Origin of the sequence: Marinobacter segnicrescens (assembly GCF_900111555.1) — a bacterium.
In the GTDB taxonomy this organism is placed as follows: Bacteria; Pseudomonadota; Gammaproteobacteria; order Pseudomonadales; family Oleiphilaceae; genus Marinobacter; species Marinobacter segnicrescens.
The window spans coordinates 123,918-147,285 of record NZ_FOHZ01000004.1 but is presented as its reverse complement, the minus strand read 5'-3'; the positions used below and the strand labels follow the sequence as shown (position 1 = coordinate 147,285).

General features: G+C 61.2%; 22 protein-coding genes. 5 read left to right on the top strand and 17 right to left on the bottom strand.

Annotated elements, in window-relative coordinates:
- Positions 1 to 31: 31 nt before the first annotated feature.
- The 6 genes from BM036_RS06295 to BM036_RS06270 all read right to left on the bottom strand — a co-directional run bounded on the left by BM036_RS06295 (position 32) and on the right by BM036_RS06270 (position 5,084).
- A complete protein-coding gene (locus tag BM036_RS06295; RefSeq protein ID WP_091849595.1) occupies positions 32 to 1,027 on the bottom strand; it encodes an ABC transporter substrate-binding protein in 996 nt (331 codons plus the stop codon).
- Between the two features lie 298 nt (positions 1,028 to 1,325).
- Positions 1,326 to 1,982 (bottom strand): NAD(P)H:quinone oxidoreductase, encoded by a 657-nt coding sequence (wrbA, locus tag BM036_RS06290; protein WP_091849593.1) that lies wholly within the window; start codon positions 1,980 to 1,982, stop codon positions 1,326 to 1,328.
- 13 nt (positions 1,983 to 1,995) lie between these two features.
- Positions 1,996 to 2,511: a nucleoside deaminase gene (locus BM036_RS06285; protein ID WP_091849591.1), complete on the bottom strand. Its 516-nt coding sequence runs from the start codon at positions 2,509 to 2,511 to the stop codon at positions 1,996 to 1,998.
- 2 nt (positions 2,512 to 2,513) lie between these two features.
- Complete coding sequence (locus BM036_RS06280) at positions 2,514 to 3,308, bottom strand: ABC transporter permease (RefSeq protein ID WP_091849589.1); 795 nt, start codon at positions 3,306 to 3,308, stop codon at positions 2,514 to 2,516.
- Positions 3,289 to 4,077 carry an ABC transporter ATP-binding protein gene (locus BM036_RS06275; protein ID WP_091849587.1) on the bottom strand — a complete coding sequence of 263 codons (789 nt, stop codon included), beginning with the start codon at positions 4,075 to 4,077 and terminating at the stop codon, positions 3,289 to 3,291. The genes BM036_RS06280 and BM036_RS06275 overlap by 20 nt, the downstream gene beginning before the upstream one ends.
- 2 nt (positions 4,078 to 4,079) lie before the next feature.
- Positions 4,080 to 5,084, bottom strand: coding sequence for an ABC transporter substrate-binding protein (locus BM036_RS06270; RefSeq protein WP_091849585.1), 1,005 nt, complete (start codon positions 5,082 to 5,084; stop codon positions 4,080 to 4,082).
- 431 nt (positions 5,085 to 5,515) lie between these two features.
- Between BM036_RS06270 and BM036_RS06265 the strand changes: the two genes are divergently transcribed.
- Entirely contained in the window at positions 5,516 to 6,484 is a 969-nt protein-coding gene (locus tag BM036_RS06265; RefSeq protein ID WP_245742503.1) for an isopenicillin N synthase family dioxygenase, read from the top strand.
- Entirely contained in the window at positions 6,477 to 7,241 is a 765-nt protein-coding gene (locus tag BM036_RS06260; protein WP_091849583.1) for an alpha/beta fold hydrolase, read from the top strand. The genes BM036_RS06265 and BM036_RS06260 overlap by 8 nt, the downstream gene beginning before the upstream one ends.
- Positions 7,242 to 7,484: 243 nt before the next feature.
- Here BM036_RS06260 and BM036_RS06255 read toward each other — a convergent pair whose 3' ends face one another.
- On the bottom strand, positions 7,485 to 8,432 hold the full coding sequence (locus BM036_RS06255) for an isopenicillin N synthase family dioxygenase (protein WP_091849581.1): 948 nt from the start codon (positions 8,430 to 8,432) through the stop codon (positions 7,485 to 7,487).
- Positions 8,433 to 8,674: 242 nt separating this feature from the next.
- Here BM036_RS06255 and BM036_RS06250 point away from each other — a divergent pair, with 242 nt between their 5' ends.
- Positions 8,675 to 10,036: an 8-oxoguanine deaminase gene (locus BM036_RS06250; protein WP_091849579.1), complete on the top strand. Its 1,362-nt coding sequence runs from the start codon at positions 8,675 to 8,677 to the stop codon at positions 10,034 to 10,036.
- Between the two features lie 46 nt (positions 10,037 to 10,082).
- Here the strand turns inward: BM036_RS06250 and BM036_RS06245 are convergent, their stop codons facing one another.
- Positions 10,083 to 11,429: an amidohydrolase family protein gene (locus BM036_RS06245; RefSeq protein WP_091849577.1), complete on the bottom strand. Its 1,347-nt coding sequence runs from the start codon at positions 11,427 to 11,429 to the stop codon at positions 10,083 to 10,085.
- Positions 11,430 to 11,803: 374 nt separating this feature from the next.
- Here BM036_RS06245 and BM036_RS06240 point away from each other — a divergent pair, with 374 nt between their 5' ends.
- Together BM036_RS06240 and BM036_RS20475 are read left to right on the top strand one after the other, a co-directional pair.
- On the top strand, positions 11,804 to 13,009 hold the full coding sequence (locus BM036_RS06240) for an amidohydrolase family protein (protein ID WP_091849575.1): 1,206 nt from the start codon (positions 11,804 to 11,806) through the stop codon (positions 13,007 to 13,009).
- Positions 13,006 to 13,899 carry a rubredoxin gene (locus BM036_RS20475; protein WP_342714392.1) on the top strand — a complete coding sequence of 298 codons (894 nt, stop codon included), beginning with the start codon at positions 13,006 to 13,008 and terminating at the stop codon, positions 13,897 to 13,899. The genes BM036_RS06240 and BM036_RS20475 overlap by 4 nt, the downstream gene beginning before the upstream one ends.
- 61 nt (positions 13,900 to 13,960) lie before the next feature.
- Here the strand turns inward: BM036_RS20475 and BM036_RS06230 are convergent, their stop codons facing one another.
- From BM036_RS06230 to BM036_RS06190, 9 genes are all read right to left on the bottom strand, one after another.
- Complete coding sequence (locus BM036_RS06230; protein ID WP_091849573.1) at positions 13,961 to 15,349, bottom strand: amidohydrolase family protein; 1,389 nt, start codon at positions 15,347 to 15,349, stop codon at positions 13,961 to 13,963.
- On the bottom strand, positions 15,346 to 15,888 hold the full coding sequence (locus BM036_RS06225; RefSeq protein WP_218144782.1) for a (2Fe-2S)-binding protein: 543 nt from the start codon (positions 15,886 to 15,888) through the stop codon (positions 15,346 to 15,348). Before BM036_RS06225 ends, BM036_RS06230 begins: the two co-directional genes overlap by 4 nt.
- Entirely contained in the window at positions 15,885 to 18,158 is a 2,274-nt protein-coding gene (locus BM036_RS06220; protein ID WP_177186012.1) for a xanthine dehydrogenase family protein molybdopterin-binding subunit, read from the bottom strand. The genes BM036_RS06225 and BM036_RS06220 overlap by 4 nt, the downstream gene beginning before the upstream one ends.
- Complete coding sequence (locus BM036_RS06215; protein ID WP_091849569.1) at positions 18,148 to 18,963, bottom strand: FAD binding domain-containing protein; 816 nt, start codon at positions 18,961 to 18,963, stop codon at positions 18,148 to 18,150. Before BM036_RS06215 ends, BM036_RS06220 begins: the two co-directional genes overlap by 11 nt.
- An 8-nt stretch (positions 18,964 to 18,971) precedes the next feature.
- Entirely contained in the window at positions 18,972 to 20,042 is a 1,071-nt protein-coding gene (locus BM036_RS06210; protein WP_091849566.1) for an ABC transporter substrate-binding protein, read from the bottom strand.
- 111 nt (positions 20,043 to 20,153) lie between these two features.
- A complete protein-coding gene (locus BM036_RS06205) occupies positions 20,154 to 20,657 on the bottom strand; it encodes an ureidoglycolate lyase (RefSeq protein ID WP_091849564.1) in 504 nt (167 codons plus the stop codon).
- Positions 20,654 to 21,682, bottom strand: coding sequence for an allantoicase (alc, locus tag BM036_RS06200; RefSeq protein ID WP_091849562.1), 1,029 nt, complete (start codon positions 21,680 to 21,682; stop codon positions 20,654 to 20,656). Before alc ends, BM036_RS06205 begins: the two co-directional genes overlap by 4 nt.
- 16 nt (positions 21,683 to 21,698) lie before the next feature.
- Positions 21,699 to 22,631: an allantoinase PuuE gene (gene puuE, locus BM036_RS06195; RefSeq protein ID WP_091849560.1), complete on the bottom strand. Its 933-nt coding sequence runs from the start codon at positions 22,629 to 22,631 to the stop codon at positions 21,699 to 21,701.
- Positions 22,628 to 23,311 carry a TetR/AcrR family transcriptional regulator gene (locus BM036_RS06190; RefSeq protein WP_091849558.1) on the bottom strand — a complete coding sequence of 228 codons (684 nt, stop codon included), beginning with the start codon at positions 23,309 to 23,311 and terminating at the stop codon, positions 22,628 to 22,630. The genes puuE and BM036_RS06190 overlap by 4 nt, the downstream gene beginning before the upstream one ends.
- Positions 23,312 to 23,368 lie beyond the last annotated feature (57 nt).

The following is a 23,368-nucleotide window of genomic DNA, read 5'->3' as shown; positions in this document are numbered from 1 at the left end:
GCCAGCATCAGGATGGGTATCGCGGCAATACTCAGGGCAGCACCGGCTCTTCCGGAAGGAATTCCAGGGTGTAGACCCTGCTCAGATCCAGGTCCTCGGAGGCCAGGCCGGCTTCTACCATGAAGTCCCTGATTTTTTGCCAGCGCTCCTCGGTCATCACGCCGATCCCCATGGTCCCGGCATCGCCGCCGGTTACCAGTTCATACTCCTTCATCTTCTCGATGCCGTAGGCGATCTGCTCCGGGGTCATCTCCGGGTTCTCTTTCATGATCAGCTCGTTGCCGGGCTCCGGGTTTTCCAGGTAGCTCTTCCAGCCCTCCATGCTGGCCTGGACAAACCGTTTCACCACATCGGGGCGCTCCTCAATCATGTCAGTAGTGGTTTCAATAGTGGTGGCATAAGGCGGGTAGCCATGATCAGACAACAGGAAGACGTTGGGTTCGACACCGCCCTTTCGCATGGCGAAGGGCTCGGAGGACAGGTAACCCTGCTGCACAATGTCCTTGTTGTTGAGGAAAGGCGCCACGCTGAAGGTATAGGCGTGCACCACATCATCCTCGAAGCCGTATTCCGCCTTCAGCCACGGCCAGAAGGTGGAATGGGCGAAGGTAGCGATATAGACGGGCAGGCCCTCTTCCCTGATCTGCTCAATAGACTCCACATGGGGATGAGCAATCAGCGCCTGCGGATCCCCCTGCATGGAGGCCGCCACGGTCATCACAGGGAGTCCTTTTTCAACGGCATTAACGTTGCCAATGGGATAGCCCATCAACAGATCATAGCGACCGGAGACCAGCAACTGGGTGCCGTTGATCTGAGGGCCGCCCATCCTGATTTCCACGTCCAGGCCATAGTCTTCATACAGGCCCGTGGCCAAGGCCTGGTAAAAACCACCATGTTCGGCCTGGGCGTACCAGTTGGTACCGAACACCAGTTTGTCCAGTTCTTCGGCGGATGCCGGAGACAAGCTGAGCAACCCGGCTATCATGATCGAGCCACTAATGACTGCGTGTTTATTCACTGCCATGACATCTCTCCTGTAACTGCAAGCGGCTGCCGCCGCTCTTTAACTGACCAATTGTTCAGGTTTTTAAAAGCAACCGTCATGCCATTCGAAGAAAAACCAATTATTCCTTTAATTTCATGTTTCTAAAGCTTTCGCTGAGGCTCTTGGCGTGCACTACACTGAACCGGTCAGCGCTGGCCTGCACCGGTTTTGCCCAGCGTAGACAGGCACCCGGCGGTGGCGGGACAAAAAAACCGCCCGAAGGCGGCAAAAGGAAGACAACGCTTACATCGGGCACCCCTCAAAGAGGGTTTCCGGATCAGCGCCCCGAACTGGCAGCCAGTTCTACGGACGCAGGTTCTGGCTCGACCCAGCGGGCCAGTCTGGCGACCCGGGCACCCAAAGCCCGGGCAATGGCCAGCTCATTACCGTCCACACCCCGTGTTCCGTCGAAACCGGTGACCGCCGAGGCACCATAAGGCGAGCCACCCTTGGAGGTGTGCACCAGCTCTGGCACGCTGTGGGGCACCCCGGCCAGCACCATGCCGTGCTGCATGAAGGGAAGCAGCAGGGATAACAGTGTCATTTCGTTGCCGGAATGCATGCCCCCGGTGGAGGTAAAGGCGGCCCCCACCTTTCCGATCAGCGCACCTTGCCGCCATAGCGGTGCCACTTCGTCGATAAAGGCGCGCAGGGGCGTACTCATCAGGCCATAGCGGGTTGGCGATCCCCACAGGATGCCATTGGCCCACTCCAGATCAGCTGCGCAAGCCCGTGGCAGGTCCCGGTATTCGGCCTGGGCCGTCATAAAATCCTGTCGCCGGGTATCCACACTGAATTCCGGCTCGACGATCTCCACCCGGCATAGCCGGACCTCGGCACCTTCCGAGCGGGCACCATCGGCAATCGCATTCGCCAGAGCCAGCGTGGTGCCATAACGGGAGTCCACAACGACAGTGACACGACTTGCGTTCATGGCTATGTCCTCACTATCGCTGGTTGCGCCAAAAGGCTTCATGGATTTCCGCCGCCTCATCCTCCAGCACCGGGCCAATGACCTCCACTTCCCGCTGGCCGGAAGCGAATACCTGGCGGCAGGGCAGGTCCAGTGTGGGATTCTCAGGGTGGTTGCCGGTCATCTGTTTCAGGCGGTGTTCACTGACCCCGTATACCAGCCGCCCCAGACCCGCCCAATAGGCGGCTCCGGCACACATGCAGCAGGGCTCTGCCGACACATACATTGTGAACTTCGCCATCTCATGGGGGCGCCAGGCCTGACTGGCCCGGGTCATCAGCACCCGCTCGGCATGGCCGGTCATATCCTGGTGCGGCAGGTAGGCATTCACCTGGGACATCAGCTCTTCGCCCTGCTCGTCCACCAGAACGGCGGCAAACGGGTGGATGCCCTGGGCTGCAGCGCTATTGGCCAGGTCGAGGGTCTTACGGATAAACCTCAGATCATTGTCCGTCGGTTGCTCTGTCAGCGCCAAAGGGAAACTCCTCATGGTCAATGGCCGCTCTTGCGAGGCAGGCTCCAGGGAAAGAACCACTGCTGTATCCACTGCACGGACTTGAACAGCAACAGGCTCACGACGGCCAGGAAGAACAGACCGGCAAAGGCCTGGGGTATCCGGAAGAAAGACGTGGAAAACTGGATGAAATAGCCCAACCCTTCCTCGGCCGCGACGAACTCGGCGACCACGGCACCAATGATCGCCAGGGTGATGGCGACCCGCAGGCCGCTGAAGATATGAGGGATGGCGTAGGGAATGCGGATCTGCCAGGTTTCCCGGCGCAACGGTGCGTCCAGTGAGCGGCTCAGTTCAACCAACTCCCCGGGCGTCTCATTAATACCGGTGGCGGTCGACACGACCAGCGGAAAGAACGTCAGCAGGCAGGTGATCAACACCCGCGAGGGGTCGTCCGAGCCCATCAGCACGATAATCAGTGGTGCAACGGCCACCACCGGCGTGGACTGTATGACCACCAGCAACGGATAGAGCGTGCGGGTCAGCAGTTCCGAACGCATCATGGCAATGGCGATCGGTATCGCCACCAGTATGGACACTGCAAAACCCATCAGCGCTACCCGCAGCGTCGCCCACAGGTGGGTCAGCCAGCGGCTAAACTCCACATTGAAAAACGCCTCCACGATGGCGATTGGTGCCGGCAGCACGTATTCAGGCAGCGAGAACACCTGACACACCAGCTCCCAGAGCAGAATCAGCGCCAGGAAAAACAGCCAGGGAGCCGCCGCCAGCAGCGCGCGGCTGGTCCTGCCTTCAGGCAGCTTCAGGCTCATAGATATGCTTCCTCAGACGCTCGGTGAGTTGTCCGAACCGCGGCTCGGAAATGGTATGGGTGGTGCGTGGTCGTGGCAGGTCCACATCCAGCACATCCAGCACAGTGCCGGGGCGCTTGCTCATCACCAGCACCCGATCCGCCAGCAGCACGGCCTCGGCGATGGAGTGGGTGATAAACAGCACGGTCTTGGGGTTCTCCTCCCAGATCTTCAGGAGGTCAAAGCCAATCTGCTCCCGGGTCATGGCGTCCAGCGCCGAAAACGGTTCGTCCATGAGCAGGATGTCCGGGTTCAGCAACAGTGCCCGGACGATGCCCACACGCTGCTGCATGCCACCGGACAGCTCATCCGGCATCTTGTCGGCAAAACTCTCCAGGCCCGCCATGGCCAACAGTTCGTCGGCTCGCTTCTCATCCGCGCGACTGTAGCGACCATATTTGTGCCTGAGCGGAAACAGTACGTTCTTGCGTACCGACAGCCATGGCAGCAGGGTCGGTTTCTGGAACACGATACCGACGTCGTCGCGGGGGCCATCGACCTGCTTGCCGAACACCGAGACCTCACCGTCCGTGGGTGTCAGCAGTCCCGCGATCATCCGCAGCAGGGTGGATTTCCCGCAGCCGGACGGCCCCACCACCGCCACGAATTCGTGACGGCGGATGTCCAGGTCGATACCCGTGACCGCTGACGGAATCGCGGGATTCGGGTCATAGCGGTGACCGACCCCGGCCAGCGTTACAAACGAACGGTTGGTGGCGGGCGTAGTCATGCTTACAGGGCCTCAAGCAGGGTCCGGTCGATGACCAATTCCGGGTCGAGGGCATCCTTCTCAAGCTTTTCCGCCTGGCTGACCCAGTCCCAGGTCAGGGCCACACGCTCTTCGGTGAGGGCTCCCAGGCCGTCCCGTTCGCTGACGTCGTTCATGACCAGTTCCATGGTGTCCCCAATCTGGGCCGTGGCTACATCCACGTCCACTTCCGGCACCATGCTGTTGAGGGCTTCCGCGGCCTGGCGGGGATTGTCGCCGGTAAATTTCAGCGACTTGTCGAAAGCCCGCATAAAGCGCTTGGCCACGTCCGGACGCTCGCTGAGGAATCGTTCACTGGCCACCACCGAGGAGGAATACAGCTCCAGACCGGCGTCGGACCAGGGCAGCACTACCAGTTCGTTGCCGGTGGCTTCGGCCTGATCGGCAAACAGGGCAATGTTGGTGACCCAGGCGATGATGGCGTCTGTGCCACCGTTCATCAGCATCGGTCCGAGCGCCCCGGGATCAGCCTTGGTCAGGCTGACCGCGTCTTCCGCCATGCCATTCTCCTTCAGTACCAGCGGCAGGAACGCGTTGGATGAGGTGAACGGCGAGGTAGCCACCTTCTTGCCATCCATATCGGTCATCTCGGTGATGCCGTTTTTCTCCAGGGTGAAGAAGGCGTGGGGCGCCTGGTTGAAGATGCTGTAGACCGCCCTGACCGGCAGGCTGTCATCCTGGGCCTTGGCCGCCATCAGCGCGCCAATATCGGCGCTGCCGATATCGGCCTGGCCGGTGGCAATCTTGGTGATGGCATCGGTGGAACCGCGACCACTGGCGATGCTGACGTCCAGACCCTCTTCTTCAAAGAAGCCTTCCTGGACACCCACGTACACCGGGGATTTATCGCCACCGGGCAGCCAGTCCAGCTGGTAGGTGACCTTATCGGCGGCGAGCACCGACTGGCTGATCAGCCCGCCGGCCAGTAAGGCCACGAGCAGGAATGAACGTGTAAGACCCTTGTGCATATGCTTTCCCCTTGATGGTTTATCGCCTGCCTACTTTATTGAACATTCGGTCAGGTTTTATCAGGACAAAGCAAATGGCAGGCCAACTCCAAGCTGTCCGCTGCATATTTCCCGCCAGCGTCGCCTGGCCCCCTGAAAAGAGACCCCCTTCGGCCCGTTTATTTGCCTTTCACCCCCGGATCATCGCTGCGCGCTGAGACTTGAACACTCACCAAAGACCTCTGATCAAGGGGGTCATACGCTCAAAACCAGTGCATAAAAACACGACACGCCCTCCCATGAGGCAATCGCCAGGCGGGCACCCTGCCCCGGCTCACGTCCGGGACAACGGGTTCCGGGGAGATGGTCGTTCCATGAGTTTCCGGCATCTCTGGCACGCTTTATGAATTACTGACCATCTGGACAATATTGAATCTACTCCTGGGAAAAAGATGATGCACTCCACCTCCCTGACGGGCGCCCCACTGCCCGTTATCGACCTGTCACTACTTAACGGAGCCGATGAACAACGCCTGGCGCTCGCTCACCTGCTGGACCATGCCTGCCTGCAAACCGGCTTTTTCTACGTCAGCAACCATGGCATTGCCGGAGAACTGATCGACCGGGTATTCCGGGACGCCAGAGCCCTGTTCGCCTTGCCAGAAAACCAGAAGGTGGCCCTCCACAAGGGGCGGTCCCGGGCAAACCGGGGGTACGAACCCCTGAAAGGCCAGACCCTGGAGCCGGGAAGCCCGCCGGACCTGAAGGAAGGCTTCTACATCGGGGAGGAACTCGATGAATCAGACCCACGGGTGAAGGCTGGCCGGTTCAATCAGGGGGCCAACCAGTGGCCGCAGTCCCCGCCTGCATTCCGGGACACCATGACGGAATACTTTCACGCCATGAATGCCCTGAGTGCCCAAATCATGGAGGCACTGGCGATGGCCCTGGGGTTGTCGCCCGATTTCTTCGAGGACTTCTGCCGCGCTCCGCTGTCGACACTGCGATTACTCCACTACCCCCCGCAACCACCCAGTCCGCAACCCGGGGAGAAAGGCTGTGGCGCGCATACGGATTTTGGCGGCGTGACCATCCTGCTACTGGACGACAACCCCGGCCTTCAGGTCTGGGACGCCCGGAATAACCGCTGGATCGATGCCGACCCCATTCCCGGCACCTTTGTGGTGAACCTGGGAGACATGATTGCCCGTTGGACCAATGACCGCTATCGCTCCACCCTGCACCGGGTAATCAATACCTCAGGTGCAGAGCGCTATTCGGTACCCTTTTTCTACAGTGGTAACCCGGACCACGAGGTGTCCTGCCTCCCTGCATGCCTCGCGGAGGGCGACCAGCCCCACTACCCGCCCACCACCGTGGAAGCCCATTTGATGGAGATGTACCGGAGGACCTATGCCTGACTCACCGGTGACCGCATTACTGATCCATGGTGCCTGGGCCGGCGGCTGGGTGTGGGACGCCGTTACCCCTTGCCTGGAAGGACGCGGATTCACCGTGCTCGCACCTGACCTGCCCGGTTGCGGCGAGCGTCTGGGTAACCCGGCAGAGGCGTCCCTGGACCAGTGCGTAGAAAACCTGAAACGCGTCCTGGAAAAGGTTGGCGGGCCGCTGCTGCTGGTTGGCCATTCAGGCGGCGGCGCGGTGGTCACGCAACTAGCCGAAGCGATCAATGATCGGGTTGTTGGCGTGGCTTACCTCGCGGGAATGATGCTGCCCACAAAGACCGGCTTTGGTGAGTTGGTTGCCACAATGCTGGCCGACCACCCGGAAGCCTCCGGCATCGGTCCGTTCCTGCAGTGGGACGCTGACGGACGAGTCTCCCGGGTACCCGACATGGCCATTCGCGACATCTTCCTGCAGGACGTCAGTAAGACAGTGGCGGAGCAGGCCATTCCCCGCTTCGGCCCTCAGGCTGAGGGCAGCCGGGCCCTCGTACCTCAATGGACGCCGGAGCGGTTCGGTAAGTTGCCGCGTCTCTACATTGAGGCGCTCCGGGACCGCTCGGTGGTGTTACCGGTACAACGTCGCATGCAGGCGTTGGTGCCCGGAGCCCAGGTGGTATCCCTGGATACCGGCCATGTACCTCAGGTCGCCGCGCCGCAAGCGACAGCTGATGCCCTAGCCGGGTTTGTTGCAGGAATCGTCGGTCCGCCCTGACACGGACGAAAAAGGGCAGCAGAGACCCCCCTCGTCGGGTGCTTTCTGATGCTCAGTCCGCGTAAACCACTTCCACGAAGCTCAGGTTAAAGGCCTTTTCCCAGCCCAGGTCCTCCGGCAGGGTGTCCGCTGCGACCATGTCCTCGAACAAGGTCTGCCAGCGTTCACGGGTAGGGACAGGGTAATCCCGGCGGCCAGTGTCTTCAGTGTTTTCATGGTGACATCCTCACTCAGGATCAAGCCTTAAGGGCCATAGGTGTTAGTGAGCTGTTCGTGGAGGTGCTGCCCGGCGGTGATCGGGCCATAGATAGGCGGGTTGTCCTCCGTCGCACAGGTGTCGATACAGGTGATCACCGCATCCTTGTTGGGATGGCAGAAGAACGCGATGGAATAGCGGTCGCGATGGCGATGCTCCGGCGCCACATTCACCCGGTGGGGCGTGGAACAAAACACATGGTTGGTCCAACGGTGCATAAGGTCACCGGTATTTACCACCACGGTGCCTGGTATCGGGGTAGCCCGGATCCAATCGCCGGCACGGGTGCGCACCTCAAGACCACCCACATCGTCCTGAAACAACAGGGTAATGCTGCCGTAATCGGTATGGGCACCAGCACGGCTTTCACCGTCGTGGGGCTCGAAGCCTTCCGGCAGTGGCGGATAATGGAGCAACCGCAGGGTGTGATGGTGCAGGTTATGGGCGTCCACAAAGAAGTCCGCAGGCTGCCCCAGGGCAAGGGCGAATGCCTGCAACACCCGGTCCGCTGTATGAATGCACTCGTCCAGGAACCGGGTCATGGTCTCCTCGAACTGCGGATGCCCTTTTGGCCAGAGGTTCTTGTGGGCATCCGGGTCTGGTTGTTCCGGTGCCAGGTTAAAGGCCTCCTTGAGGTCCCCAGGTCGTGAAGGATCGAGTCGCTCCCGCTTGATACCCACGTAACCACGGTTGCTTTCGGCGCTCTGCCAGGCGACCCGGTTTTTCTCGTCCGTTGGCAGGTCGAAGAAGGCCTTCGACGCAGCAAAGGTTTCGGCCAACTGCTCTGCCGGCATTCCGCAATTCTCCAGGTAGAAGAACCCCCATTCCCGGCTGGCCTGCCGCATCTGTTCGGCAACCGTCCGCTGTGCTGTCGTATCCCCCTCCAGGAAAGGCCCGAAATCAATCACGGGTATTCCCCCGACCTTGTCCGCCATACTGCCTCCGCTTGCTTATCCGAATTTGTTAGCCAATTGGTCAGATTATTTGCAACGGGCATGCCATCTCGAGAAAGGCACAGATACGGCCTTTTAAAGGGACTGAACAACTATTACCTGCTTCAAACAGGTGCGGAATGTCACTTTTATGACCGTAAAGTCAGGCTTTTACTTGGCGTATTAAGGCACCACTCTTGCATACAGAAAACGCTCCAGACTCTTGTAACGGGAACATTCCAGCCATGACGCAAACGCTGCTACTGAAGAACGCCAGGGTCATCGCTACCATGGACGATGATCAGCGCGAGATTACCAACGGCTACATACTCATAAGGGCCAACCGCATTGACTCTGTAGGCCCCATGGCCGAATGCCCGGAAGGCGCGGACCGCACCATCGATCTGAACGCTCATGTGGTCATACCTGGCCTGATTAACACTCACCACCATATGTTCCAGTCCCTGACCCGGGCGTTGCCCGCCGCCCAGAACGGTGAGCTTTTTGACTGGCTCAGTGCACTGTTTCCGGTATGGCGCAATATCAACCCGGAGATGCAGCGGGCGGCCAGCCGGACCGCCATGGCGGAGCTGATGCTGTCCGGCTGTACCACGGCAGCCGACCATGCCTACTTGCACGTAAATGGCATCACCCTGGATGACAGTGTTCAGGCGGCCACCGAAATGGGCATGCGCTTCCACGGCGCCCGGGGCGCCATGAGCCTGGGCCAAAGCCGGGGCGGCCTGCCCCCGGATGCCCTTGTGGAAGCTGACGAAGACGCCATTCTCAAAGACATGCAGCGGGTGGTGGAAACTCACCACGACCATAGCGCTGACGCCATGGTGCGGGTGGCGCTGGCGCCCTGCTCTCCGTTTACCGTAACCACCGACCTGATGCGCGAGGCGGCGACCATGGCACGCTCCCTTAAGGTAGGCCTGCATACCCACACCGCCGAGAACTGGAAAGACGTGGCCTTCAGCCAGGAACGCTACGGCATGACACCGACAGAATTCACCGAGCACGTAGGCTGGGTGGGTGAAGACGTATGGCACGCCCATTGTGTACACCTGGATGAGCCCGGTATTGCCCTGTTTGCCCGCACCGGCACCGGCGTCGCCCACTGCCCCTGCTCAAACATGCGTCTGGCCTCCGGAATCGCGCCGGTACGCAGGATGCTCAATGCCGGGGTCAAGGTAGGCTTGGGCGTGGACGGCAGCGCCTCCAACGATAGTGGCAACCTGCTGGACGAGGCCCGCCTGGCCATGCTGTCGGCAAGGGTGCGTGAGCAGAATCCCGGTGATATGACCGCCCGGGAAGCCCTGCGTCTGGCTACCAGGGGCGGCGCGGAAGTGTTGGGCCGGGGCGGTGCCCTGGGGCGCATCCAGCCCGGCTATTGCGCCGATATCGTTGCCTTCCGCACCGATGACATCGCCATGGCCGGGGGCCAGGGCGACCCTCTGGCCTCACTGGTGTTCTGCACCCCGCCCCGGGTGAACTGGAGCATCATTAACGGCCGCGTGGTCATTGAGGAAGGCGAACTGCTCACCCGGTCACTGCCCCATATCATCGAGGAGCAGAACCGGATGGCGAGTGAGCTGACCCGATAAATCAACAGGATGTTGTTGCACGTACCCCAAAAAAGATGGTTCGTCCTCAAACCATCGAGGTTCGGGTATGGGAAAGTTGTCGGCAGGCTTCGTGCAGGGCCAGGCCCTGCTGCTGGGCCTCTGCGATAACAAGTTGCTGGGGAACGGTCGTCGCATAGCCATTGTCGATCAGTCGCCGGCCGTCCACCCATACGACCGCAACATTGGCACTGGTAGCGGCAAACACCAGATTCCACAGCAGGTTGCCGCCGTGTTCATTGACACTCACCGGCGTCAGGTTGGCCTTCGCCAGGTCCAGCAACAGCAGGTCTGCCTTCTTGCCCACCTCCAGGGAACCGATTTCGTGGTCCAGCCCCAGGGCTTTCGCGCCGTTGATGGTGGCCATACGCAGGATCTGGTCGGCGGGCAATGCGGTAGCATCCAACCGGGTCGCCTTCTGGATCAGGGAGGCGAATTTCATTTCTTCAAACAGGGTAAGGCTGTTATTACAGACCGGGCCGTCGGTGCCCAGCCCCACGGTGACCCCGGCGGCAAGCATTTCCGGCACCGGCGCCACACCACTGGCCAGCTTGGCGTTGCTGACCGGGCAATGGGCAATGCTGGTACCTGTGTCCGCCACCCTGGCGATTTCGTCGCTGTTCAGCCAGACACAGTGGGCCAGCAGCGTCCGTTCCCCGAGAATGCCGTAATGGTCCAGCATGGCCAGCGACCTTCGTCCCAGCTCGGCAGTAACCGCCCACTCTTCTTCCTTCTGTTCACTGCAGTGAGTATGGATGCCCACACCATATTCCCGGCTCAGGGCCGCAGCTTCGCGGTAGGCGTCTTCCGTGCAGTAGAACAGGTGCTCCAGCCCCAACCAGACCCGTATCCGGCCACTCCGGGTTTCATGATGGGAGCGAATCAGCCGGCGGTTTTCCTCCCGGGTAGAGAAGAAGTCCTTACCGGGACGGTCCGCCACATAGGGGGCAAGCTGTACCCTAAGACCAAGCTCGCCAGCGGCATCAGCGCAGCGGTCCATATAGCGGAACATGTCCATCACGCAGGTGGTACCGGATTGCAGTGCTTCCAGGTAGCAGAGCCGGGCCGAATGGTAAGCGAACTCTTCCGTCATCGCCCGGTGTTCCAGCTGGTACCAGGGCAGCCACTCCATCAACGGCATGTTCTCGGTAACACCCCGCATCAGGCTGGAGTGGGAGTGACAGTCGATCAGCCCCGGCAACAGTGCACACCCCTTCCCGTCAATCACCTCACAATCACCCGGAACGGTGATTTCCCGGCTATCCCCCACCCTGACGATCGTGCCGTCCTCTACGACCAGGGTGCCGTCGGGAATAACCCGGTTGCGTGGGTCAACCGTGAAAATCGCGGCATTACAAATCGCAAAACTGGACATACAGACTCCCGGCATATCCTGACTGAATGATCAGGTTTAATGCGATTTACATGCCACAGACGGCCTGTCTATCTCATACCGCAGGAGCAACAGGCGATTGGATCTTCAAATACCAACGATGTGCACTGAAGGACGGCAACCACCCGTCCACTGCCCCACAAGGATGCACAGCTGGCTGCCGCGAAAGAAGCGTCTGCGCTGGCATTGGCCGTATACAGGCGCCGAACCGCCTTTGGCACATATTCTGCTTTTCCTGACTCAGGGAATTTCCGGGCTGAGAGAACCTCCTGGATCAGACTCCTGAGTCAAGATGACATTCCTCTGTCATAACGCTGCGGTGGCGTACGGTTCTCGTGAAATACCGGAGGAATGCTATGCCTTCCGATCAAGATCCGATTCTTGTATTGAAGGGGGGGCGCGTCATCGACCCCGCCAACGGGCTCGACGAGGTTGCCGATGTGGTCACCTGTGGAGCGTCCATCCTTGAGGTAGGTCCTGACGCAGGCGCCCTCTACCCCAATGCCCGGGTCAAGAACGTCGCGGGCAAGCTGGTCACGCCCGGCCTGATCGACATCCACACCCACTGCTTCACCGGTTTGGGGGATTTCTGCCTGCCCACGGACCTGATGGGCGTGGATTCCGGCGTTCCCATCATTGTGGACGCCGGCACGACCAGCACGACCATCTTTGGGCTCGCCCGCAAAGGCATCATTGATCACCCCGATACCAGGACCAAGATCTTCGCCCTGATGGATCCGTCGCAGATCTACCTGGCCAACAAGACCTTTATCTGTCACTACCTGCGCATCGCCGATGACGAACGTAACATTGACATTGAGGCGGCAAAGGAAGTGGTGGATGCTAACCGGGATGTCATCGTCGGCTTCAAGGTGAGGCCCACCATTACCGACGACCCGGACCGATCACCGTTCCTGGAGGCCGCCCATCAGATCGCCCCGGACCTGCCGATCATGATTCACCTGGGCTCCTTCCCTCATACGCCGGTGCTCGAGACCGAAAAACTGCTCTACCAGCTGCGCAAGGGTGACATTATCACCCATGCCTGCCGGGGCGGGGGTGGTCAGCTTGATGCGTTTGGCGAACCCACCCGGGCCTTTACAGATGCCTATAACCGAGGGGTGCTGATGGACATCGGCCACTCAGCCGGTGATTTTCACTTCCGCACTGCCCGGCGCCTTATTGAGCGGGGTTACATGCCCAATACTATCTCCACCGATCTCAACGTATTCAACGTGGATGGGCCGGTGTATTCATTATCCACAACCATGTCCAAGCTCTGGGCGCTGGATGTACCCCTGCACCAGGTCATTGCCATGAACACGATCAATGCAGCAAAGGCCATCAACCGCGAAGATCAGTACGGAACCCTCACACCGGGCCGGGCTGCTGAAGTCAGTGTGCTGGATATTGAAGAACAACCCTGCGTTCTCTCCGACGGCCATGAGCAAATCACTGCACACCGGCGTTTGCGTGCCGTTGGCTGCCTGCGCAACGGGCAGTGGTATGACGCGGTACATGACCAGAAGTCTGTCCAGGCCGATATAAGGGAGGCGGTATGAGTATCGCAGCAGCAGAACAACGGTCAGCGGAGGATCCAAAGGCGTTCTACCAGGACCTGGTCAAAACCCTCGAAAAACGTCGTGATGTGCTCTCTGAGGCTGAGCAGAGTTTTGGTGGCTACCAGCCCCTGGAGCGTGCAGAACTGGTCGAATGGCTGAAGTTCCAGTGCTGGTACGAGCAGGAAGCGGCCGGGTTTATCGGCTCGTGGCTGCGGGACACGCCGGAATCCGAAGTCTTCGTCGGACTCTGCCGGCAAGTGGCCGATGAAGGCAAGCATTACCAGCTGATCCTGTCCCACCTGGAATCCCTGGGTACCAGCATGGAGGGCTGGACACCGGAACCGGAATGGGTCGAATGGGTCAGCGAGTTCTATGCCGCCGGAGACGACACCCTGGAACGGGTCGCGGCCCATAATATCACCGGTGAACTGGGCGCCATGAACGCCTTTGACGGCCTGCTGCCCCGGGTGCCTGAAAAGACCCGGGCCATGCTGGAAAAGATCATTCCAGACGAGAAATTCCATGTGTCGCTGGGGCGGATGGCGGTGCATCGTTACGCCACCACGACTGACCGGCAGGCACGTGTGAGGGACCGGGTGATGAAGGCGTTTGAGCTGGAACAGAAGGGCCGCCTGGCCTTTGATCGCCGGCTCCAGCAGGTGCGGGCCTCAGCTGCCGCCAACGACACCGGCCCGGCGACAGGAGCCGGAGAGAACTCGGTTAAATCCCTCCAGTGGGTCTGCCAGGTCTGTGGCTGGATCTACGATGAGACCGTAGGTGACCCGGACTCCGGTATCGAACCAGGCACACCGTTCGAGGACATCCCGGATGACTGGATGTGCCCGGAGTGCCTGGTCACCAAGGACGACTTTGTACTGCTGTCGGTGTAAGCCAGACTAGCTGTGGGGGGCTGTAACGCCCTCCGCAGCTCTCTTTCTCCTCTACCGTCCTTCACACCGGTGAAGACTCTCCCTGCGCCTGGGTAGCCAGCCAGTGATCACGACGCGCGAGCAACCGCACGGCTGCTGCATTTGCGGCATTGATGAACGCTGGCAGGTCGCCACTGAGCAACACCTGGTTCTCCGCCACAACCCGCCCTGCCACCATGGTCATCGCTACATCACCACCCAGGGTGGAATGCACCAGGTTGTAATGCAGATTCTGCAGCGGTCCGGAAGTCATGAACGGAGTCATCCTCGGCGTGTCCGCCTTCACAGCGATGATATCCGCCTGTTTGCCCGGCTCCAGGGAACCGATCTGATGATCCATACCCAGAGCCCTGGCACCTTCGATGGTCGCCGCTCGCAGCACGTCCCAGGACCGCCAGGCCGATGCGTCCATGTTGCGCAACTTGGCCAGCAGCGAGGCAAACTTCATTTCCTCGAACATATCGAGGTTGTTGTTCTCCTTCTCACCGTCTGTACCGATACCCACGGCAATTCCGGCTCGTATCATTGCCTCGACCGGTGCCGAGCCACTGGCCAGCTTCATGTTGCTGCAGGGGTTGTGGGCCACGCCCACGTTGTAGTCCGCCAACGTGCGAATCTCATCATCGTCGAGCCACACACAGTGCGCCAGCAACACCCGTTCCGGCGACAGCAGGCCCAGCTTTTCCAGGGCACGCACCGGTCTCAGGCCGTAGAGGCGCTGTGTTTCCGGAATCTCGACCTGGCTCTCGTTGGAGTGGGTGTGCAGCCCGGTCTGGAAGTAATTGCTGAGCTCCACCGCTCGGCGACAGGCCGCCGGGGTCGCATAAGACTGGTGCTCAAGCCCGACCCAGACCTGCACCCGGCCACCGGCGCCGCCGTGCCACTGCTCCAGCAGGCGGGCGTTGTCATCCAGCGTGTCGAAATAGTCATGGCCCTCAGCCTCGCCCACATAGGGCACCATGACCACCCGGTTGCCCAGTTGTTCGGCGGCCCTGGCGGAACCTTCCATGTAACGCCACATATCTACCGAGGTGGTGGTTCCCGCCAGAAGACTCTCCGCATAGCACAACCAGGAGGCCGTCTCCGCCTCATCCGGCCTCAGTACCCGGTGCATGGGGTCAATGTATTTCTGCAGCCACTCCCACACCGGCAGCTCTTCCGCTGTGCCCCGCAACAGGCCGGAATGGCTGTGGGTATTGACCAGGCCCGGCATCAGTACCGACCGACCATAATCCCTTCGCTCCGCATCCCGCGCCTGTTGCGCCAACTGTGAGAGGGGGCCCACCGCCTCAATGGTGTCACCACGGATCAGCACCGCGCCGTCGGTGATTACCGGATTGCCGGCGGTCATGGGCAGCACGGCGTCAGCACTCAGCAGGGTCCGGCGATCGCCGGCCGGTGTTGCGGTCATTCTGGTTCTCCTGATATGAGATTCCTGTTGCCAGCCCCATCGGCGGTATTCCGCGAGGAGACCGGGTTCAAATGGTTGTCCAGGACCCGCTTCAGGCCCCCGTAACCAGTACAACGGCAGAGGTTGCCGGCAACCGCCTCCGCCAGATCCACCCGGGTCCCATTGCGTCGCTCCCGCAAGCCGGATACCAGGGACAGGGCAACGCCCGGGGTGCAGTAACCACACTGCAGCGCACTTTCTTCGGCCAGCACCTGGCGCACCTTCAGGAAGTCCGGGTCGCCGCCCAGCCCTTCCACGGTTTCTACCCGCCGGCCCGGCAATTGCCAGGCCATAATCAGGCAAGCCGGCATGGCTTGCCCGTCTATCAGCACATTACAGGCACCGCAGCGACCGACCCGACAGCCGGCACGCACGGAGGTGATTGCACCGGCTTCCCTCAGCAGATCCAGTAGCGATGTCATTGCCGGCACCGAACAGGTGGCTGTTCGTCCATTCAGGTCAAATGTGACCGGATTAGAAGCAATATTCAGATCATTCACGCCAGGTTCTCCTGCCTGTGGATACCCTTCAGCAGAACCCCGGGGTCAACCGGGAGCTTATGGACGCGGACACCGGTAGCAGCTTCGATAGCCGAGGTGATTGCCGGCGCGACTGCCTCGATACCCAGTTCGCCAACGCCCCTCACCGGGAAAGGATCGTTCCCGGGGGTATCATCCAGCACATCGACCCGTTGCGCAGGGGCATCCTGAAAGGTAGGAATCAGGTACTGATCCAGGTTGTTCCGCTGCATCCGGGCTTCGTGCATTGGCATGTCCTCGGTGAGCGTCATGCCCAGCCCCATGACCGCAGCCCCTTCGATCTGACCGAGATAGCCGGGCGGATAGATCACGCGACCGGCGGCGGTGATGTGGTGAAGGTCCGTGACCCGTACCCGGCCAGTCAGTCGGTCGACGGCCACCCTGGCCACGGTGGCGATCTGCAATTGGAGGTAACGGCCGACCGGCTTTTCCTGTCCGGGAGCCACCGGGAAGTCCTGGGCGGCGTCCGCCACCAGTTCCTCCAGTCGCCCGTTCTCTGCCAGTTCGCGATAGCTGAGCACTCGTTGCCCCAGGTGGAAGATCCCGCCGGGACCATGGGCAAGGTGGTCCAGGCTGTATCCGGTCAGCACTGCAGCCTGCTGCCGCACCGCAGCCTTCCATAAGGGCAGCATCCGGCGGAGCACACCATGAACCAGTACCGAACTGCGGGAAGCACTCGTCGGGCCCGAATCCGGTCCCCGGGAATGGCCCAGCACCACGTCAATCTCGCCACAGCCACACCCCAGCCCCTTGCTGACTGCCCGGGTGATGGCCTCGCCAACGTTCTGGCCATAATCAGCGAACCCGAATTCCACCCGGATTCGCCCTCCAGGGGTCAAGGCAATGCGTCCGCCACCACTGTCTGGCAAGCCATCACCAAGGCCGTTGCCCTGGGCGCCGAGAGCCATGCCGGTGCCGGTCAGCCAGCGACCCGAGGTTTCTTTCTGCAAGGTCCAGAGCGGGGACTGCTGCGCTTGTCGCAGCAGGTCGACCGGAGCCACCGTCCAGCGCACAGGCTGGTGGCGGCTGCCGGGCTCATCGACGGTACGCAGGTTGATGCGACGCAGCTCCCGGGGGCACCGACCAAGTGCCCGGGCCAGGGCGTCGAGCTGGGATTCGATGGCGAAGGTGGCCTGGTTGCCTCCAAATCCCCGGAAGGCGCCGCTTACGCCATTATTGGTGTAGACCAGCCGGCCCGACACGGAGTAGGCATGGATTCGATACAGTGGGGCCGTGGCGTGGTCCAGGTAGTTTTCCAGTACCGCCGGGCCCAGGCTGGCATAGGCGCCGGTGTCCAGCACCGCGTCCACCTTGTGTGCCAGCAACCGGCCGTTGGCATCGCAACCGGTCTTCATCTTCGCGACCACCGGGTGGCGTTTCATACCCGCCCGACAGGACTCAAAACGGCCAAGCTGAATCATCACCGGGCGGCCGGCTTTGAGGGCCAGTATGCCCGCCGCCGGCTGAATGGTGAGTTCGTCCTTGCCACCAAAGGCACCACCGGTGGCCATGGCTTCAACCGTCACCCGGGATGGCGCAAGGTCAAGGATGTCCGCCAGCTGCCCCACATCACGGTGTCCGGACTGACAGCCCACTCGGAAGACGATACCGCCGGTGCCATCAGGAATCGCCACGCCGCCCTCCGTTTCCATAAAGGCATGCATCTGCCGGGGCGTGCGGTACTCCTGCTCAATAACTACGTGGCAGGCGGCAAAGGCTTTGTCCACATCACCACAATCGAAGCGTTCCTGTGCCAGCAGGTTGCTGCTCTCATGGAGGGGTGGCTGCTGCTCCGCCGTCATCGCGTCCGACACCAGCGGCAAGGGTTCGTATTCCACCTCGATGGCAGCGAGCGCTGCCTGTGCCTGGGCCCGGGTATCCGCCGCCACGGCGGCGATGGCATCACCCTCATACCGTACGCGGTCGACACAGAAAACGGGCTGATCCCGCACCACAATGCCAAACCGGTTAACACCGGGCACATCATCAGCGGTCACCACCGCGTGAACTCCGGGCATGCGCCTGGCACGGGTAGTGTCCACTCGCAGCAGGCGGGCATGGGCGTGCTCACTTCGCAGGATCGCACCCTGCAACAGACCCGGAATATCCAGAAGATCCGTGGGATAGGCCAGCCGCCCCTCTATGCGGCGATAAAGCTCCGTGGTCAGGCTTCCACTGTCGTCAGAACCGGCATCAAGGGTGACCACACTCGCCCGGAATTCAGTCGTCATGGCCCACCTCCGCCAACAGGTAATCCACCATCCGTTGAATGGCCAGGCGCAGTGTCGGATCCTGCCAGCCACAGGATTCCAGCTCGGAAGCCAGTAACCGGGCCCTGTCCACGTCGGACCGGGAATGGCCATCGTTTAACGCCGCCTCGGTGATGGGCAACCGTCGCGGCCCGCCTTCACCGCACACCGCCAGGCGCAGGCGATCGCCACCATGGACGCAGGCAACCGTCGCCCGGGTCGGACTGAAGCGTTCCCGATGACCCAGTTTGTCAACGGCGATACGCCACAGCCGGCTATCGGGTAACGTAATCGACTGAATCAGATCAACACCCTGACTGGCGATGTACCCTGCGGCCAGACTCTTACTCTCCGGGCCATCACAACCAACCAGGTCCAGGCGGGCATCCAGGGAAAGGAACAACGCCGACAGATCGCCACCGGCACACAGGTTTCCGGCCACCGTTCCCAGACGACGTACGCCCGGCCCCGCCACCAGCTTCAGCAATTCTGGCAGGGCCGGCAGGTAGTCATGGATCAGCGGGTGCCGGCTCAGCTCATCCAGAGTCGTCAGCGCGCCGATGACAAGCCCTCGCTCCGCACGCTCAATACCCCGGAAACCCGGCCACCGGGGGTCAAGCGCCACCAGGCAGCGCGGCCAGCACTGGTCCCGCTCCCAGACAGGCTGCAGCCAGCTGGCCCCGGCAATGTAGGTGCCACCCCACCGCCGGGCCATGGTGACGGCCTCGCGGGCGGAGCCCGGGCGCAGAACCCGGACCTCACCCCGTGCATTGACCTCAGATTGCATGGTGACGGTCAGTGCGCTTTGACACCGGATACATCCGGATAACGTGCCATGATGTCCTGGATCGCCCCGGTACCGACGAACTCGGTGGTGTAACCCTGTCCGGGATCCACGGAGCCTTCGATCAACTCCAGGCCAACCAGTTGCTTGTGGATCTCCTGCCACCGCTCATCGGTCATGATGCCAATGCCATCGGTGAGTGCATCACCGGACAGCAGAATGCCGCGCTCGTCCATTTCCCGCAGGGAGTGGGCCAACTGGGCCGGCCCCTGGTTCTCATTGAGCTGGTGAATGTACTCGTTGGTGGCTTTCGGATCCTGCAGGTACTGGTACCAGCCCTCGATGGTCGCTTCGACAAACTTGCGGGCTACCTCCGGACGTTCCTCCAGGGTCTGGCGTGTCGTCACGATCATCGTGGAGTAGGACTTCCAGCCATGGTCCGACAACAGAAAGACGTTGGGATCAATGCCCGCGTCCTTCACCACAAAGGTCTCGGAGGTGACATAGGCCTGCTGGATCACGTCAGGATCGGCGATAAACGGCCCCATCTGGAAGGTGTAGGGCCGCACCTGGTCATCCGAGTAGCCGTACTTCTGTTTCAGCCATGGCCAGAAGGACTGGTGGGCATCCTGGGACAACAGTATCGGCTTGCCCTTCAGATCGTCCAGGCTGTCATGACCGACGCCGGGATGGGTCATAATAATCTGCGGGTCCTTCTGGTAGAACGCGGCCAGCGCCACCAGCGGGAGGCCCTCTTCCAGGGCGGTCAGGATCTGGCCACTGGAATGGAGCATCACGAAATCGGCACGCCCGCCCAGCAGCAGCTGGATGTTATTCACCTGCGGACCACCCGGCTCCATGTCCACGTCCAGGCCGTAATCCTCATAGGTGCCCTGGGAGACGGCGTGGTACCAGCCGCCATGTTCTGCCTGCGGGAACCAGTTGGTACGGAAGGTTACCTTCTCAAGGTCCGCCGACCAGGCTGGCGCCGATGACAGTGTCAAACCTGCCGCCAGGACCAGACCCGCTATCCAGCCCGGCCGACTACCGCGGGCTACATCTGAAGCTGTCTTGCTAGTCATACACTCTCTCCTTGCACACAGTCACAAGGGCTAACCGGCCGTTTGGCAGGTGCCCACTTTTGAGTTCCCTGTTTTTGTTGTTGGAGGGAGGCTATAGGGCATTGGCAGAAATCAGGACGTTGGCAGTATCGGGCGCACCGGTATCGTCAACAGGGTTTCATCACAATTGTCACCCTGCCCCTGGCGGTCCACCACCAGGTAGTCCGAGTCAGGGAACAGGGGCAGCAAGGGCGCGTGCCAGGTACCGGCCCGGTAGTTCAGGCCCTGGCTACCACGGACGAGGAATACGCGAATGGCGGATTCATCAAAATCGCCAGGGGGCGCCACCACCGCCAGGAAGGGTTGGTTGTTGATGGGCACGAACGCCTGGCTACCCAGTGGGTGGCGCTCCATCAGGGTGATTTGCAGGGGCTCGAGGGGTTGGCCCCGGAAGATGGACAAAATGGCCCGGCAATCATCACCCAGGAGTTCCACGCCGGCCAGGGCGTGGAACCGTTCAGTGCGGCCCTGGTTTATGGGGAATGCATCAGCGCCCCGGGTATCAATGACCTCACCAAAGCGAGTGAAAGCTTCCCGCGTCAGGGGTTCGGCGATGATTTCCCGGGGTGTGCTCATGACACGGGCTTCCCGAACAGGCGCACCCGGCTGACGCCACCGTCCGGAATCATGTTGAACCGGATATGGGTGATCGGCCCCAGGTCATTCAGCTCGCTGAATTCATGGATGCTGTCAGCAGTCAGCGGCTGCGCGTCCAGCAGGGTGTGCCAGAACATGCTTTGGGTAATCAGGGAGCGGCCGATACCCTCGTTTGATCCGACACAAGCTGCCTGGATCGAGCAGGCCGCCGGAAAGTTGCCCTTGAAGTGGGCGGTATCCACCTCGATGCGCTCGGCAATGCCCTTGTGGCCGAGGGCCAGGATGCACCAGTCATTGCCGGGTTCCCGGCGCCGGCGGGTTTCCCAGCCGTCGCCCATGTTGATCCCCCGGCCCGGGCGCAGCAGCTTGCGGGGCTCGCCGTAGTGGGCGTCGCTCCAGGCCTGGTCCACCTGGTCGGCGCCATATTCCAGGGCCAGCAGGTTCAGGGACTGACCTGCTGCCAGGGTCGACCAGTCGCAGAACGGCTTGCCGTACACTCGCAGCCTGGCCAGGCCGCCATCCGGAAAGATCTGCACCCGCACATGGGTAAAGGGCTGCTCGCAGTCTATGGCGCAGAAGCGATGCTCATTGCCCTTGAGCTCGGTGGCCGGCACCAGGGGCTGCCAGTCACCGTGTTCGTCCGGCTCGCCACCGGGACTGAAACAGGCTTCCAGGGAAGCCGCCGGAGGAAAGTTCCCTGTAAAGAAGCTGGTGTCAAAATCCACCCCCATCAGCACGCCGGGCATGGCCAGGCGCACGATGCACCAGTCATGTCCGGTGGTTCGGCGGCGGCGGGTTTCCCATCCGTCCATCCACTTGCCATGCTCGTCGTAGCGGTCCGGGTAGAATACCGGTTGCTCCGGGTTGAGCATGCGCTCCCGGGAAGCGAAGAATTCATCCGTCACCCGGATCACTTCCGCGCCCAGGCTGCCATCCGTCAGGTTCAGGCCCTGGCGGGTAAAATCAGGCCCCTCGACGAGGGGGGCCACAACGGCATTGGTCATTGATGTTGCTCCGGTATCAAACGGGTTGGTAGGGGTGCACCTGTTTCCAGTGGCGGGCGATATCAATGCGCCGGCACACCCAGACCCGGTCATGTTGCTGGATGTAATCAAGGAAGCGCTGCAGCGCCCGGAAACGGCCGGGGCGGCCGACAATGCGGCAGTGAAGCCCCACGGACATCATTTTCGGGACCTGGTCCCCTTCCTCGTAGAGCACATCGAAACTGTCCTTCAGGTACTGAAAGAACTGCTCACCGGCATTGAAGCCCTGGGGCGAGGTGAAGCGCATGTCATTGGCTTCCAGGGTGTAGGGCACGACCAGATGGGGCTCCTGTGCGCCGTCACGCATGGTGACCGTGGTCCAGAACGGCAGGTCGTCCCCATAATAGTCACTGTCGTATTCGAAGCCGCCCTGCTCTAGCAGCAGACGGCGGGTGTTGGGACTGTCGCGCCCGGTATACCAGCCCAGCGGCGGCTTGCCGGTCAACCGGGTGTGCTGTTCGATTGCCAACTCCATATAGCGGAGCTCTTCGGACTCGCTCATGTCCTGGTAGTGGATCCAGCGCATGCCATGACAGGCAATCTCGTGCCCGTCGTCGATAAAGGCCTTTACCGCCTCCGGATTACGGGCCATGGCCATGGTGACGCCAAAGATCGTCAACGGCAGTTGCCGCTTGCGGAACTCTCCCAGGATGCGCCAGACCCCGGCGCGGGAGCCATATTCATACAGTGACTCCATGCTCATATGCCGGTCGCGATAGGCCTCGGCGCCAATGATGTCGGACAGGAAGGTTTCGGAATACTCATCGCCGTGGAGCACGCAGTTCTCGCCACCTTCCTCGTAGTTGAGGACAAACTGGACCGCCACCCGGGCGTTGCCCGGCCATTGGGCATGGGGGGGATTCCTGCCATAACCCCGCATGTCCCTCGGATAAGTGTCGCATTGATTCATGTCGGTTTTTCCAGACCGCAGCCCCGCAGGATCACCTCGACGAGGAAATCGGCCGCATGGTCGAAGTCACGCTTCTCATACTCGGCCTTGTTTTCCACCATCAAGATCTGTACCTGGAAGTCAGCGTAATGTTGTGTGGATGACCAGATCAGGAAAATCAGCTGCACAGGGTCCACCGGGGTCATGCGGCCGTCGTCGATCCACTGCTGCATGACCTCGGCACGACCGCGCACCCACTCGCGCATGTTGGTACGCAGGTGATCGAGCAGGAACGGCGCACCCTGGATGATTTCCATGGCGAACAACCGGGAAGCCAATGGATAGCGCCGTGACATCTCCACCTTGGTACGGATGAAGGTAGACAGGGCCACCGCCGGATCGTCTTCGGGCCGGATATCGGTGAACACCTTGTTCCAGCGCGCCAGGATGTCATCGAACATGGCGCTGTACATGCGCTTCTTGTTGCTGAAGTAGTACAGCACGTTGGATTTGGGCAAACCCGCCCGCTCTGCAATGTTCTGGATCGTGGCGCCCTTGTAGCCGTGCTGGGCAAATTCCTGCTCCGCAGCCTGCAGGATCTTTTCCCTGTTTCGCTCCCGGATCCGCCCCGGGCGGTACTTGCGGCCATTGCCGGGGTTCCCATGATGGGTGGGAGCGTCTGCGACTGGTTGCTTGGTCATTGGCTTCTCACTTGTTGTCCATTTGTTCAGGAGTCCGACAGAATGATTCTGCCGGAC

Bases quoted from the DNA above. Each gene is read 5' to 3' on its own strand.
- BM036_RS06255 (WP_091849581.1), bottom strand. From the start codon at position 8,432: ATGGCGGACAAGGTCGGGGGAATACCCGTGATTGATTTCGGGCCTTTC.
- BM036_RS06275 (WP_091849587.1), bottom strand. From the start codon at position 4,077: ATGACTACGCCCGCCACCAACCGTTCGTTTGTAACGCTGGCCGGGGTC.
- BM036_RS06240 (WP_091849575.1), top strand. From the start codon at position 11,804: ATGCCTTCCGATCAAGATCCGATTCTTGTATTGAAGGGGGGGCGCGTC.
- BM036_RS06210 (WP_091849566.1), bottom strand. From the start codon at position 20,042: ATGACTAGCAAGACAGCTTCAGATGTAGCCCGCGGTAGTCGGCCGGGC.
- BM036_RS06270 (WP_091849585.1), bottom strand. From the start codon at position 5,084: ATGCACAAGGGTCTTACACGTTCATTCCTGCTCGTGGCCTTACTGGCC.
- BM036_RS06190 (WP_091849558.1), bottom strand. From the start codon at position 23,311: ATGACCAAGCAACCAGTCGCAGACGCTCCCACCCATCATGGGAACCCC.
- BM036_RS06285 (WP_091849591.1), bottom strand. From the start codon at position 2,511: ATGAGGAGTTTCCCTTTGGCGCTGACAGAGCAACCGACGGACAATGAT.
- puuE (WP_091849560.1), bottom strand. From the start codon at position 22,631: ATGAATCAATGCGACACTTATCCGAGGGACATGCGGGGTTATGGCAGG.
- alc (WP_091849562.1), bottom strand. From the start codon at position 21,682: ATGACCAATGCCGTTGTGGCCCCCCTCGTCGAGGGGCCTGATTTTACC.
- wrbA (WP_091849593.1), bottom strand. From the start codon at position 1,982: ATGAACGCAAGTCGTGTCACTGTCGTTGTGGACTCCCGTTATGGCACC.
- BM036_RS06295 (WP_091849595.1), bottom strand. From the start codon at position 1,027: ATGGCAGTGAATAAACACGCAGTCATTAGTGGCTCGATCATGATAGCC.
- BM036_RS06245 (WP_091849577.1), bottom strand. From the start codon at position 11,429: ATGTCCAGTTTTGCGATTTGTAATGCCGCGATTTTCACGGTTGACCCA.
- BM036_RS06250 (WP_091849579.1), top strand. From the start codon at position 8,675: ATGACGCAAACGCTGCTACTGAAGAACGCCAGGGTCATCGCTACCATG.
- BM036_RS06260 (WP_091849583.1), top strand. From the start codon at position 6,477: ATGCCTGACTCACCGGTGACCGCATTACTGATCCATGGTGCCTGGGCC.
- BM036_RS06205 (WP_091849564.1), bottom strand. From the start codon at position 20,657: ATGAGCACACCCCGGGAAATCATCGCCGAACCCCTGACGCGGGAAGCT.
- BM036_RS06265 (WP_245742503.1), top strand. From the start codon at position 5,516: ATGATGCACTCCACCTCCCTGACGGGCGCCCCACTGCCCGTTATCGAC.
- BM036_RS06215 (WP_091849569.1), bottom strand. From the start codon at position 18,963: ATGCAATCTGAGGTCAATGCACGGGGTGAGGTCCGGGTTCTGCGCCCG.
- BM036_RS06230 (WP_091849573.1), bottom strand. From the start codon at position 15,349: ATGACCGCAACACCGGCCGGCGATCGCCGGACCCTGCTGAGTGCTGAC.
- BM036_RS20475 (WP_342714392.1), top strand. From the start codon at position 13,006: ATGAGTATCGCAGCAGCAGAACAACGGTCAGCGGAGGATCCAAAGGCG.
- BM036_RS06220 (WP_177186012.1), bottom strand. From the start codon at position 18,158: ATGACGACTGAATTCCGGGCGAGTGTGGTCACCCTTGATGCCGGTTCT.
- BM036_RS06280 (WP_091849589.1), bottom strand. From the start codon at position 3,308: ATGAGCCTGAAGCTGCCTGAAGGCAGGACCAGCCGCGCGCTGCTGGCG.